Consider the following 12,888-nt stretch of genomic DNA (forward strand, 5'->3'; position numbering starts at 1 on the left):
CTGCCGCGGCGTGGCGAGCCCGCACCCGCGGCGTCGGCCGAGTCGGCGCCTGCGGCGCCGCCGCGCGAGCCGGGTGCCAACCCGCCGCTGCCGCGTCGCGGCGAGAGCGGTCTGCCCCAACGTCGTGGTGTCGACGGCGACGCGGGCGCCCCGCCGCTCCCGCGTCGTGACACCGGATTGCCGCAGCGTGAGCCGGGGCTCTCGCAGCGTGACAGTGGCTTGCCGCAGCGCGAGAGTGGCTTGCCGCAGCGTGAGCCGACGCGAGATCGCGAGCAGCACGAGCCGCAGGACGCTCCGGCGGCGGAGGTGTCGTCCACCGGTCTGCCCAAGCGCAGGCCCGGTGCCAGCGGGATCTCGTCGTACATGCCGTCCGAGGCCCCGGCTGCGCCTGCCGAGCCGGCACCGAGTGATCCACTCACCGACGAGTGGGTGCTGCCGGAGTCCGCGGACACGCCTGCGCGGCCGCCCGAGCAGAAGGAGCCGCGCCACCGGTACCGGTCGAACGCCGCGAAGACGGCGTCGTTCTTCCAGTCCCGCACCGAGGTGCCGCCGGTCGACGGCTCGGCCGATCCCACGCCGATCTTCGCCGACATGATGTCGAACTGGCTCACCGATCCCACGGCGAGCGACACCACGATGGGCGAGTGGCACTCGGCAGGCGACGAGGCGTGGGCCGCGGTCGACCGGGTGATCGCCAAGCCGGTCGAGGTCGATCCCGAGATCGGTCTGCCCAAGCGCAGGCCGGGCGAGCGGCTGCTGCCGGGTGCGGTCGACGACGCCAGCGACACGGGCACGTTCCGCAAGGTCCGCGACCCCGACGCCATCCGCGCCAAGCTCAGTCGGCACCAGCAGGGTGTCCGCAACGGTCGCGCCGGCCGCTCGTTCGGTGCGAACCAGGCGGACCGCGATCACGCACCCGCCGGTACCGGCTCGGCCCCGGCAGGATCCAGTACGTACAGCACCGGCAGCCACAGCACCGAGGGAGAACGATGACCAGCCCAGGATCCGACGTCACCAGGCCACTCGACTGGTTGGTGTCCAACTTCGCGACCGATGTTCCCGGCGTCGCGCACGCCGTCCTGGTGTCGGCCGACGGCCTGCTGATGGCCGCGAGCGCGCACCTGCCGCTCGATCGCGCCGAGCAGCTCGCTGCGGTCACGTCCGGTCTCGCGAGTCTGTCCGCGGGTGTCGCCCGGTTGTTCGACGGCGGCGGCGTGCTGCAGTCGGTCGTCGAGATGCAGAACGGCTACCTGCTGCTCATGAGCGTCGGCGACGGCTCGTACCTCGCGACGCTGACCGATTCCGAATGCGACATCGGGCAGGTCGGTTACGAGATGGCGGTCCTCGTCGACCGCGTCGGCCAGTCCGTGCAGGCCACGGCCCGCACAGCGCAGGGATCCTGACCGAGACCATGTCCAGGGAAGACGACTATCAGGAGCGGACGGAGGGTGGCGGACCGAACATCGTGCGGCCGTACTCCTTCACGTCCGGTCGGACGCGTCCGGCAGTCGAGCTCGCACTCGAAGCGCTGATCCGAGCGCTTCCGCAGTCCGCGGACCGACAGTGGGAGCTCGACGACGTCAACGCCGCGATCGTGACGCTGTGCCAGGAGTCGCCGTCGGTCGCCGAGATCGCCGCGCGCGTGGGTCTGCCGTTGGGCGTGGCCCGGGTCCTGGTGGCCGACCTGGTCGAATCCGGCCACCTGCAGATACTTGCCACGCTGCAGGAGGATTCGACCGATTCCGAACGTCGCGAACTCATCGAAAGGGTCCTCAGTGGACTTCGTGAAATCTGACAACGCGGGCCCGGGTACCGGGCGGGTCACCTCTGCCAAGATCGTCGTCGCCGGCGGCTTCGGTGTCGGCAAGACGACGCTGGTGGGCGCGGTTTCGGAGATCGTGCCGCTGCGTACCGAGGCGCTGGTCACCGACCAGAGCGACGGTATCGACAACCTCTCGAACGTTCCGCAGAAGGCGACCACGACGGTCGCGATGGACTTCGGCCGTATCAGCCTGGCCGAGGATCTCGTGCTCTACCTGTTCGGCACGCCCGGCCAGCACCGCTTCTGGTTCATGTGGGACGACCTGATCCGCGGCGCGATCGGCGCGATCGTCCTGATCGACACGCGGCGTCTCGACGAGAGCTTCGCGGCGGTCGACTTCTTCGAGGCGCGCAACCTGCCGTTCCTGGTGGCCATCAACCAGTTCGACGACGCGCCGCAGTATCCGTTCGAGGACATCCGCGAGGCGCTCGCGGTGTCGCACGACGTCCCGATCATCGCGGTCGACGCGCGCGAGCGGGAGTCGGCCAAGCAGGCGCTGGTCGAGATCACGCAGTACGCGCTGCGCAAGCTGCAGTCGGTCGCCTACTAGACACCCGAGGGGGAGCCGACGGTTCCCGCGGGTTTTCAGGAGTTGGGATGTCAGTCGGAATCGAACAGTTCGGCATGGGCTACTGGGTCGCCGCGCTCGCGGCGGTCACGTCGTTCATCGGCGTCTTCGTCGGTGTCGCGTCGAGCCGCATGGCCTCGGTCACGCGGGCTCCGCGACTGCGCGTCACGTGGATGTTCTGGTCCGCGCTGTCGTTCGGCCTGGTGGGGGCGTGGCTGCCGCACTTCATCGCGATGGCCGGCTTCGGCGTCGACGGCAGCCGGGTGCGCTTCGATCTCGTCTGGGTGCTGTTGTCGCTGATCGTGCCGGTCGTGGGGTCGGGTGCCGCGATCGTGGTGCTCACGCCCACGCCGACGCGGCACAGCCGCTCGTCGGGCGGCGTCGACATCGCCCGCGCCGTCCCGGCGATCCTGCTCGTGTGGCTGGGCCTGGTGGGCATGCACGCGGCGCTCGTGCACGCCGCCCGCATCCAGGGCTCGCTGGACTACACGGTGCCCTTCACGGCGGCGGCGCTCGTCCTTGCTCTCGCGATCTCCGCAGGCATCGTGTTCACGGCGCTGTTGATGGAACGCCGCATCGGTCGGATGGCCGCCGCCCTGGTGCTGGCCGTCGCGATCACCGCGATGCACTATCTCGGTTTCGCGGGCCTCGAGGCGACGCTCGACGACACGCTGCCGGTGCCGGACGGTACCGAGGTCTTCTCGGTCATGTTCCCGGCGTTCGTGCTGGCGATGCTCGTGTCGACGGTGCCGATCACGGCGCTGCTCATGGCGCCCGACCGGGTGTCCGCCCGCCTCGACCGTGAGGCCGACCGGCTCGCGGACGAAGCGAACGACCTCGAGGTACTGCACACCCGCGGTTGAGAGCGTCGAGCTCCCGGTTTACTCGGTTCCGGCGCGCCCCCGAGTCGTGCGGGCGTCAGCTGACCTGCACCTATAGACTCGAGTGGTTGCGCGATGTTCTTCGCGAGCGGTCGCCCGCCCCGGAACGTCAAGGCGAGAGAAGAAGGAGCTCATGACTGACACCACGTTGCCGCCGGAGGGACCGGGCGATCGCGTCGAGCCCGTAGACCTCCAGCAGGAGATGCAGAGCAGCTACATCGATTACGCGATGAGCGTCATCGTGGGGCGTGCACTGCCCGACGTGCGCGACGGGCTCAAACCGGTTCACCGGCGCGTCCTCTACGCGATGTACGACAACGGGTTCCGGCCCGACCGCGGTTACGTCAAGTCGGCTCGCGCGGTCGCCGAGACGATGGGCAACTATCACCCGCACGGCGATTCGTCGATCTACGACACCCTGGTGCGTCTGGCTCAGCCGTGGTCGATGCGTTACCCGCTCGTCGACGGTCAGGGCAACTTCGGTTCGCGGGGCAACGACGGCGCGGCCGCAATGCGATACACCGAGTGCCGGCTCACGCCGCTCGCGATGGAGATGCTGCGCGAGATCGATCACGAGACGGTCGATTTCCAGCCCAATTACGACGGCCGGACACAAGAACCTGTGGTTCTCCCCAGCCGTATCCCCAACCTGTTGATCAACGGGTCCGGCGGCATCGCCGTCGGTATGGCGACGAACATCCCGCCGCACAACCTTCGTGAGGTCGCCGAGGCGGTCTACTGGGCGCTCGACAATCACGAGGCCGACGAGGAAGCCACGCTCGCGGCGTGCATGGAGCGCGTCAAGGGCCCCGACTTCCCGACACACGGGCTCATCGTCGGGTCGCAGGGCATCCAGGACGCGTACACCACGGGCCGCGGCTCGATCCGGATGCGCGGTGTCGTCGAGATCGAGGAGGACGCCAAGGGGCGCACCACGATCGTCGTCACCGAGCTCCCGTACCAGGTCAACCCCGACAACATGATCACGTCGATCGCCGAGCAGGTGCGCGACGGCAAGATCGCCGGCATCTCCGACATCCACGACGAGTCGTCGGACCGCGTCGGCATGCGCATCGTCATCACGGTCAAGCGCGACGCCGTCGCGAAGGTCGTGCTCAACAACCTGTACAAGCACACGCAGCTGCAGACGAGCTTCGGTGCCAACATGCTGTCGATCGTCGACGGCGTGCCGCGCACGCTGCGGCTCGACCAGATGATCCGGCTGTACACGACGCACCAGATCGAGGTCATCCGCAGGCGCACCGAGTACCTGCTCCGCAAGGCCGAGGAACGCGCCCACATCCTGCGCGGCCTGGTCAAGGCGCTCGACGCGCTCGACGAGGTGATCGCTCTCATCCGCCGCTCGGCCGACACGGACACCGCGCGCACGGGCCTGATGGACCTGCTCGACATCGACGAGATCCAGGCCACCGCGATCCTCGACATGCAGCTGCGTCGCCTGTCGGCGCTCGAGCGGCAGAAGATCGTGGAGCAGTTGGCCGAGCTCGAACGCGAGATCGAGGACTACCGCGACATCCTCGCCAAGCCTGAGCGGCAGCGTGCCATCGTGCGCGACGAGCTCGCCGAGATCGTCGAGAAGTACGGCGACGACCGCCGCACGCGCATCATCGCCGCCGACGGCGATGTGGCCGACGAGGACCTCATCGCGCGCGAGGACGTCGTCGTCACGATCACCGAGACGGGCTACGCGAAGCGCACGCGCACCGACCTGTACCGATCGCAGAAGCGCGGCGGCAAGGGCGTCAAGGGCGCCGACCTCAAGCAGGACGACATCGTCAAGCACTTCTTCGTCACGTCGACGCACGACTGGCTGTTGTTCTTCACGACGAAGGGCCGGGTGTACCGCGCCAAGGCGTACGAGCTACCCGAGGCCAACCGCACCGCCCGTGGTCAGCACGTCGCGAACCTGCTCGCCTTCCAGCCCGACGAGCGCATCCAGGGCGTCATCCGCATCAAGTCGTACGAGGACGCGCCGTATCTCGTACTCGCGACGCGCAACGGCCTGGTCAAGAAGTCGAAGCTCACCGACTTCGACTCGAACCGCTCGGGCGGGATCGTCGCGATCAACCTGCGCGGCGAGGACGAACTGGTCGGCGCGGTGCTGTGCTCGTCGGACGACGACCTGCTGCTCGTGTCCGCGAAGGGCCAGTCGATCCGTTTCCACGCCACCGACGACGTGCTGCGGCCGATGGGCCGCGCGACGTCCGGCGTGCAGGGCATGCGGTTCAACGAGGACGACGTCCTGTTGTCGCTCAACGTCGTCAAGGACGGTGTCGGCAACTTCCTGCTGGTCGCGACGTCCGGCGGTTACGCCAAGCGCACGCCGATCGAGGACTACATGCCGCAGGGACGCGGCGGCAAGGGCGTGCTTACCATCCAGTACGACCCCAAGCGTGGCACCCTTGTCGGTGCGGTCATCGTGGACGACGAGGACGAGCTGTACGCGATCACGTCGGGCGGCGGCGTCATCCGCACGCCCGCCAAGCAGGTGCGCAAGGCCGGTCGCCAGACCAAGGGTGTGCGCCTGATGAACCTCGCGGACGGTGTCGATCTGCTGGCGATCGCCCGCAACGCCGACGAACCGGAAGAGCCCGCCGACACCGGAGCTAAGGAGTCCTAGTGAGCACTCCCCACCAGCCAGGCCGTCCCGACGAGCCGACAGGTGCCGAGTCGAAACCAGATCCTTCCGGTGCGAAGGGTGCGGGGGCCAAGGGGAACGGTGCTCCGCAGGGGGCAGGCAAGCCACCCCAGGCCCCTGGCGCCAAGCCACCCCAAGCCCCTGGCGCCAAGCCTCAGCAGGCACCTCCTGCCAAGCAACAGCAGGCCCCGGCCGCCAAGCCTCAGCAGGGTCCGCCCGCCACATCGGCGCAGGCTCCGACAGACGCGAAGAAGGCCGCACCTGCCGCCGACCGGCCGCCGACGAATGGGTCGGCAGTGCGCCCCGAGGCCGCGGCGGGGCCGACGGAGAGTCGCTCGGCCGAGAACAAGGCCGACAATCCGGCGCCGAATGCCGGTCAGCGCCCTGACACGGTGCGCGGCAGCCAGCAGCCGCCGTGGCAGCGCGGCGTGCAGCGCGAGCCGCAGACCAACATCCGTCCTGGTTCGCAGCCTGTCACGGGGGCGTCGTCGACGCGCAAAATGCCCGTCGTCACCGGCACCGCGGCGCCGCAGAACCAGGCGCAGGGTCAGAACCAGACCCAGCCTGCGCCGAACCGGGAGGCCGCCAAGGCGAAGGCGGCGGGCATCGACGGACCGACGCGTCACATCAGTCGGAGCACGTTGCCCACCGACATGCCGGATCTGTCGGAGGCGAAGCACCCGACACCGGCCGAGCGGGCCGCCGAGCAGCGGCCGGCCACCGGGGCCGTCGCGGCACCTACCCGAGTCGCAGAGGCCGACGCACTGCGCGCGACGGTGCAGCTGCGGCGCATCGATCCGTGGTCGACGCTCAAGATCTCGTCGATCCTGTCGGTGTCGTTGTTCTTCGTGTGGATGGTCGCGGTGGGCCTGCTCTACCTCGTGCTCGAGGGCATGGGCGTGTGGGACCGGCTGAACAACGCGTTCACCGACATCGTCGCCGACAGCGGTTCCGGCGGGCTCGTCACGGCGGGGCAGGTGTTCGGGTACTCGGCGGTGGTCGGGCTTGCGAACATGGTGTTGTTCACGGCGCTCGCGACGATCGGCGCGTTCATCTACAACATGTGCGCGGACCTCGTCGGTGGTCTCGAGGTCACTCTCGCGGACCGCGACTGAGTAGGTCCGCGAGCTGCGGAGATGTAGCCGCACCGGGCCCGTTTTGGAATCCCGGGGTCCGGTGCGGTAATCTTCCCACTCGGTTCAGGACGTACTCTGGATATGTCCGAGAACTCGATCGAGGGCCTATAGCTCAGGCGGTTAGAGCGCTTCGCTGATAACGAAGAGGTCGGAGGTTCAAGTCCTCCTAGGCCCACTCCTGGTGTCGAACAAGGAGACCACCCGATGCGTGTTCTGCTCATCATCGGAACCGGCATCGCCGTAGGTCTCGGATTGACCAAGCTGCTCGAGAGCAGGGAGGTCTGGCACGAGGTCACGGGGCCTTAGCTCAGTTGGTAGAGCGCTGCCTTTGCAAGGCAGATGTCAGGAGTTCGAATCTCCTAGGCTCCACATTCACGAAGGGCGCCTCCACGACGGAGGCGCCTTTTTCGTCTGTGGCACGGCTGTGGCCGGCGGGAATGTGCGGCCACTGTTTCACGTGGAACCAGGTGAGGGCCGCTCCAACGTCGAGATCTTGTCGAGAAGGACCGCGCGCTCACGTTCGTTTTCGGTGAGCTGTGCCGCGGCGGCAAGTTCGGCCCGTGCCTCGTCGGTGCGGCCGATCTGCAGGAGAAGTTCCGCGCGCGTGGCGGGCAGGAGCCGGTACCGAGCGAGCCGTCCGCTCGCCGCCAGCTCGTCGACGATCCGCAGCGCCGATTCGGGGCCGTCGGCCATCGCGATGGCGGCTGCGCGATTGAGCTCGACGACGGGGGACGGCGAGACGCGACCGAGCTCGTCGTAGAGATCCACGATGCGATGCCAGTCCGTGGTGTCGACCGAGCTCGCGAGCGCGTGGCATTCGGCGATCGCCGCCTGCACCGCGTACGGACCGCGGGAGTCCTCGAGTTCGTCGGCGCGGGCGAGCGCGGCGCGGCCGCGCGCGATGCGGCCCCGATCCCACAGCCGTCGATCCTGATCGGCGAGCAGGATCGGCTTGCCGTCTGCGTCCAGGCGCGCGGGGAAGCGGGCTGCCGTCAGTTCCATGAGTGCCGACAGTGCGTGCGCCTCGGCGACGCGTGGCAGGCGCGCGGTGAGAACCCGGCCGAGACGCAGCGCCTCGAGGCTCAGGTCGGTGCGCATCCACGAGTCACCCGAGCTTGCGGAGTGGCCTTCGCTGAACAAGAGATACACGACGTTCAGCACCGACCCGACACGTCGCGCGTACTCGCGGCCGGCCGGCATCTCGAAGCGCACCTGTGCGGCGCCGAGAGTCTTCTTGGCACGCACGATCCGTTGCTGAACTGTTGTGGTCGGGACGAGGAAGGCCTTGCCGATCGCATCGGTGGTCAACCCGCACACCACTCGGAGAGTGAGCGCGACCCGCGCCTCTCGGGGCAGCACGGGGTGGCAGGCGACGAAGATCAGCCTCAGGACGTCGTCGGGGTCGTCGGGGTCGACATCCGGGTCCCACGGCATGTCGTTCGCGGCGTCTCGTTGCGATGCTTCGAGGTCGTGGGCGAAACCGGCCATCCGATCGTCGTAGCGCTCGCGCCTGCGCCAATGGTCGATCGCTTTGCGTTCGGCGACCGTCGTGAGCCACGCGGCAGGGTTGCGCGGCACCCCGGTGGCGGGCCATTGCGCGAGTGCGTCGGTGAGGGCTTCCTGCGTCAGGTCTTCGGCGAGCGCGAAGTCACCGACTCGCCGGGTGAGGGCGCCGACGATGCGGGCCGACTCGATACGCCACACGGCCTCGACCGACCGTCGCGCCGACTCGGGGTCGACGCGGCGGTGGCTCGGTGGGCGCTCGGGCACGTGCTCTCTTCTGCTCAGGCGCGGCTCTTTCCTTCGAGTTCCTCGCGCCAGCCGACTTCCTTCTGGATCCACTCGTTGTCCTGAGGGAAATCTTCGACGCCGCTCACCCGGCGGACCTCGATCTTCGATCCGGGACCGAGCGGCACTCGCTTGGCCCACTCGGCGGCCTCTTCCTTCGAGGACACTTCGAGCATCCAGAAGCCGTTGAACAGCTCCTTCGTCTCACCGTACGGACCGTCGGTGACGATCGGCGGATCCTCGTCGAAATCGACGACGAACCCTTCTTCTGCGGGGGTGAGTCCTTCGCCTGCGGCCAGCACTCCGGCCTCGACCAGTTGCTCGTTGAACTTGCCCATCCGGGCGATGATCTCCTCGAACGGGACCTCCTTGGCCGCCTCGATCGCCGCATCGCTGTCGCGCATGATCAGCATGTACTTCATCGTCAGCTCCCAGATCTCTCGTTGTTCGGTCGGTACGTGACATACGTCGAACGAGATCAACAGAAATCGACACATTCTGTACGGAACTTTCGTGAGCGCCGAACAGATCTCCCGGACTATGAGAAATCGCAGGTAGAGCGCACCGGCTCGGTCAGCCCCTTCTGCCCGGGAGGTCCATGCGCGCCAGACGCCCGGGGTCGACAAGCGATTCGACGGCGACGATCTTGCCGTCGGCGACCGTGCACGACATGAGTGCGATCGGGCGGCCGGTCGGGCCCCACGCGAGGATGCCGGGTTCTCCGTCGACGCTGACGCGGCGTGCCTCGACGCGAGCGACGTCGCCGCGCTGGACGGCGGCGAGGACCTCGTTGGGACCGATCACGACCTTGCTGCCGTGCGCGGTGCGGCGCACCCAGATCACCTCGGGATCGAGAAGTTTCATCAGCGCGTCGAAGTCGCCCTCGCGGGAGGCCGCGAGAAATGCGTCGACGACCTCGCGTCGCTGCCGCTTCTCCCCGGTGGGGAGTGGACGATCCTGCACCTTGCGCCTGGCGCGGCTCGCGAGCATCTTCGCGGCGTCGGGCGATTTCCCGACGATCGGTCCGATCTCGGCGAACGGGACGGCGAACATGTCGTGCAACACGAACGCGAGACGTTCCTCCGCCTTCAGGGATTCGAGCACGACCATCATCGCGAGACCGACCGTGTCGGCGCGGCCACCACGTCGTCCGTGCCTTCGACGTCGTCGGCGACGATCGGGTCGCCGTCCGCCCACGGGTCGAGCATCGACTCGGCCCTCGCGGTGCGACTGCGCAACATGTCGATGCAGATGCGTCCGACGACCCGGGTGAGCCAGCCGGCCAGGTTCTCGATCGGTTCCCCGGAGTACCGGGTGAGCCGAAGCCATGTTTCCTGCACCGCGTCGTCCGCATCGGCGCGTGAACCGAGCGCTCGCATGGCGACCGCGAACAGGCGGGGTCGTTGCCGCTCGAATTCGGCGGCCAGGAGTTGCTCGTCCATGGTGTTCGCTCCCTTCGCTGTTACGTCCGCGCTCGCCGGTTCGTCATGAACATGACGCGCCCGGACGGGCGAACGTAACGAGGAGGGCTACCGTCATGAACACCGCATTGTGGATTGTCACCGCCGTACTCGCCATCGCGTACGCGATCGGCGGTGCCACCCAGATTCTGCTCCCACGGGACCGTTATCGGGCGCTTGCGGCGAGTCAGCATTGGGTGGACGAGTTCAGTGCCGCACATATCAAGGCGATCGGCACGATCAAGTTCATCGGGGCTGTCGGGCTCGTGTTGCCCCCGCTGGTCGGCGTCGCGACCGTACTGTCGCCGCTCGCAGCCTGTGGACTGATGCTGTTCATGGCCGGGGCGGCCACCATCCGGTTCATGCGCAGCGAGTGGGGATACATGGTCGGCGACGTGCTGTTCCTGGCGGCGTTCGCCTTCGTCGCGTGGGGTCGATTCGATCTGGCTCCGTACGGCAGCTGACCGCGCCCCTCGTGAGTGAAACCGGCGTGCCTGGACTCGCAAAGTGCTCACGAGGGGTGAGGGGGGCCCGCCGGGTTAGGTCGCAGCGGTGAAAACGCTTGTGGCCGCATCCGTGGTCTCGGTGCTGTGTTTCGTCTCGGTGTGGCTGTTCGTGCTCCCTCAACTGGTGGGTTCTGGGTTGATCGAGCCGGGCCCGCTCGTCGGGGTGATGGTGGTGCTCCCTACACCGATCGGCTGGGTTGCCGCCTCGGTCGGCGCGGTGGCGGGTGTCGTCGTCCTCGCGCGCCGCACTCGCCGACGGGCATGGCTGCCGTTGCTGCTGATGACTATCGGGCACTGCGCGACGCTCCTGCTGGTCTTGGCGATCGTCGTGTGGGCGTTCGCGTTCGCCTCGACAGGATGGGAACTGATCACACTGCCGGCTTCGCTGATGCTGGGCCAGCTGCCGGTTGCGCTCGGCCTGGTGTGGGACGTGATACTTCGGCGTCGTGGTGTCCGGGCGCACGTCATGCCACGCGACGTCGGCAGATGACGACGGCGGCGATGAATTCCGGGTATGCCTCGAGTCGGAACCGTAGAGGCGTTCGTCCAGCGTCTTTGGAGGCATCATGACCGAGCAGAGCGCTCTTCCCCCGATCGTCGACCGGCAGACATGGCGGCAGGCTCTCGACGACCTGCGCACGCGCGAGAAAGCTGCGACGCGCGAACTCGACGCCATCGCCGCGCAGCGGCGGAGGCTTCCGATGGTCGAATTGCCCGACTACACGCTGATCGGTCCGGACGGTCCGATCCGACTGGTCGACGTGTTCGGCGGTCACTCGCAACTCATCGTCTACAACCACATGTGGGTATACGGCGCCGAGTGGCAGTGCGGCGGGTGCACCAGCCTCACGATGCAGTGGACGCGCCTCGGCATCCTCGACAACTACGACGCGCGCTTCGTGATCGTCACCAACGGGCCGATCGACGAGGCGCTTGCGTACAAGGCCAAGGTCGGCAACATGATGGACTGGTACTCGTCGTCGGAGAGCTCCTTCGGAGCCGACGTCGACTCGCCGCCGGGTGGCGTTTTCGCGATCAACGTCTTCCTCCGCGACGGGAACCGCGTGTTCCGTACCTGGCACACCAGCGGTCGGGGTGCGGAACAACTCACCTACACATTCCCTCTGGTCGATCTGCTTCCGTGGGGCCGCCAGGAGGAATGGCAGGACTCGCCCGACGGCTGGCCCCAGTCGCCCACCTACTCGAAGTGGCTCGATTCTCCCGACGTCGCGCGTCTGTACGGGCCGTAAACCTGTTGCGGCCGGAGGCCGGGGCGGGAGAGGCTTCGTTGCATGCCTGCCTCCGCCGGTTACGGCCGTCGTGCCGACGCCTACCCCGATCTGGACTACGTCTACGCCCAGTGCAGCGGACCCGGCGGGTTGCGGCTCGCCGAGCACATGGCCGACGCCATGGAGCTACGGGAGGGTGCAACGCTGGTCGACATCGGCGCCAATCGAGGGTTGCAGACGTGCTTCCTCGCCAAGGAATACGGGGTCACGGCACTCGCGCTCGATCCGTGGAACGATCGCGAGGACGGCCGTCCGATGGTCGACCACGTCGTCGACAATGCCCGCGAGTGGGGCGTCGGCCACCGGGTCCTTGCCCTCGGCGCCGGGGTTCCCGATACCAAGCTGGCGACCGGATCGTTCGACTTCGCCTACTCGACGACCGCATTGGAGATGATCCGCGCCGTCGAGGGACAGCAGGGCTACCAGGCCGCGCTCCGGGAGATCCACCGGATCCTCGCGCCGGGCGGCGTGTTCGGTCTCGGCGAGCCGATGCACCTCGACGTCCCTCTGCCCGACGATCTCCGCCCGTACGTCACGCGCGGCGAATTCTCGTGGGCCGACTGTTTCAGTGACCTCGGAAGCACAGTCGCGGCCGTCGCCGCGGCGGGTTTCGACATCGTGCAGGCGGAATATGCCACCGATGCCACCGACTGGTGGGACGAGTTCGCGCGTCACGACCCTTTCGCCAAGGCCGATCCGGAGGGGGATCCCGCCACCCTTCGCGTCGACGCCGGGCGGTGGACGAGCTTCGGCGTCGTCGTCGCACGCAAGCTGTGACG

The 12,888-nt window shown here is 67.9% G+C and carries 14 protein-coding genes, 2 tRNA genes and 1 pseudogene; 13 read left to right on the forward strand and 4 right to left on the reverse strand.

Annotated elements, in window-relative coordinates; all coding sequences use genetic code 11:
* The 9 genes and pseudogenes from HCA44_RS17900 to HCA44_RS17940 all read left to right on the forward strand — a co-directional run.
* Positions 1-993, forward strand: a pseudogene (locus HCA44_RS17900) (hypothetical protein); the annotation flags it as partial.
* The gene (locus tag HCA44_RS17905) at positions 990-1,403 is read left to right on the forward strand and encodes a roadblock/LC7 domain-containing protein (RefSeq protein WP_169650687.1); all 414 of its coding nucleotides are present in this window, start codon (positions 990-992) and stop codon (positions 1,401-1,403) included. The pseudogene HCA44_RS17900 and the gene HCA44_RS17905, both read left to right, overlap by 4 nt.
* Before the next feature lie 8 nt (positions 1,404-1,411).
* A complete protein-coding gene (locus tag HCA44_RS17910; RefSeq protein WP_169650688.1) occupies positions 1,412-1,795 on the forward strand; it encodes a DUF742 domain-containing protein in 384 nt (127 codons plus the stop codon).
* The gene (locus HCA44_RS17915) at positions 1,785-2,372 is read left to right on the forward strand and encodes an ATP/GTP-binding protein (RefSeq protein ID WP_346764778.1); all 588 of its coding nucleotides are present in this window, start codon (positions 1,785-1,787) and stop codon (positions 2,370-2,372) included. Before HCA44_RS17910 ends, HCA44_RS17915 begins: the two co-directional genes overlap by 11 nt.
* A gap of 47 nt (positions 2,373-2,419) precedes the next feature.
* A complete protein-coding gene (locus tag HCA44_RS17920; RefSeq protein WP_169650690.1) occupies positions 2,420-3,253 on the forward strand; it encodes an MHYT domain-containing protein in 834 nt (277 codons plus the stop codon).
* Between the two features lie 151 nt (positions 3,254-3,404).
* Positions 3,405-5,912 (forward strand): DNA gyrase subunit A, encoded by a 2,508-nt coding sequence (gene gyrA, locus HCA44_RS17925; RefSeq protein ID WP_169650691.1) that lies wholly within the window; start codon positions 3,405-3,407, stop codon positions 5,910-5,912.
* Positions 5,912-7,045: a DUF3566 domain-containing protein gene (locus tag HCA44_RS21285; protein WP_169650692.1), complete on the forward strand. Its 1,134-nt coding sequence runs from the start codon at positions 5,912-5,914 to the stop codon at positions 7,043-7,045. Before gyrA ends, HCA44_RS21285 begins: the two co-directional genes overlap by 1 nt.
* Before the next feature lie 122 nt (positions 7,046-7,167).
* Positions 7,168-7,241: transfer RNA gene (locus tag HCA44_RS17935), tRNA-Ile, on the forward strand.
* 121 nt (positions 7,242-7,362) lie between these two features.
* Positions 7,363-7,435: transfer RNA gene (locus HCA44_RS17940), tRNA-Ala, on the forward strand.
* Between the two features lie 84 nt (positions 7,436-7,519).
* Here HCA44_RS17940 and HCA44_RS17945 read toward each other — a convergent pair.
* The 4 genes from HCA44_RS17945 to HCA44_RS21080 all read right to left on the reverse strand — a co-directional run bounded on the left by HCA44_RS17945 (position 7,520) and on the right by HCA44_RS21080 (position 10,296).
* Positions 7,520-8,836 carry a DUF6596 domain-containing protein gene (locus tag HCA44_RS17945; RefSeq protein ID WP_169650693.1) on the reverse strand — a complete coding sequence of 439 codons (1,317 nt, stop codon included), beginning with the start codon at positions 8,834-8,836 and terminating at the stop codon, positions 7,520-7,522.
* 14 nt (positions 8,837-8,850) lie between these two features.
* On the reverse strand, positions 8,851-9,276 hold the full coding sequence (locus HCA44_RS17950) for a YciI family protein (RefSeq protein ID WP_169650694.1): 426 nt from the start codon (positions 9,274-9,276) through the stop codon (positions 8,851-8,853).
* Between the two features lie 151 nt (positions 9,277-9,427).
* A complete protein-coding gene (locus HCA44_RS21290) occupies positions 9,428-9,958 on the reverse strand; it encodes a nuclear transport factor 2 family protein (RefSeq protein WP_346764779.1) in 531 nt (176 codons plus the stop codon).
* 5 nt (positions 9,959-9,963) lie between these two features.
* The gene (locus HCA44_RS21080) at positions 9,964-10,296 is read right to left on the reverse strand and encodes a sigma factor (protein ID WP_240945614.1); all 333 of its coding nucleotides are present in this window, start codon (positions 10,294-10,296) and stop codon (positions 9,964-9,966) included.
* Positions 10,297-10,391: 95 nt separating this feature from the next.
* Between HCA44_RS21080 and HCA44_RS17960 the strand changes: the two genes are divergently transcribed.
* From HCA44_RS17960 to HCA44_RS17975, 4 genes are all read left to right on the forward strand, one after another.
* On the forward strand, positions 10,392-10,778 hold the full coding sequence (locus HCA44_RS17960; RefSeq protein ID WP_169650695.1) for a DoxX family protein: 387 nt from the start codon (positions 10,392-10,394) through the stop codon (positions 10,776-10,778).
* An 88-nt stretch (positions 10,779-10,866) separates the two neighbouring features.
* On the forward strand, positions 10,867-11,310 hold the full coding sequence (locus HCA44_RS17965) for a hypothetical protein (protein WP_169650696.1): 444 nt from the start codon (positions 10,867-10,869) through the stop codon (positions 11,308-11,310).
* 76 nt (positions 11,311-11,386) lie between these two features.
* A complete protein-coding gene (locus tag HCA44_RS17970) occupies positions 11,387-12,070 on the forward strand; it encodes a DUF899 family protein (RefSeq protein ID WP_169650697.1) in 684 nt (227 codons plus the stop codon).
* Between the two features lie 42 nt (positions 12,071-12,112).
* Entirely contained in the window at positions 12,113-12,886 is a 774-nt protein-coding gene (locus HCA44_RS17975) for a methyltransferase domain-containing protein (protein ID WP_169650698.1), read from the forward strand.
* Positions 12,887-12,888 lie beyond the last annotated feature (2 nt).

The sequence above is a fragment of the Rhodococcus sp. HNM0569 genome (assembly GCF_012726205.1).
GTDB lineage: Bacteria > Actinomycetota > Actinomycetes > Mycobacteriales > Mycobacteriaceae > Rhodococcus_F.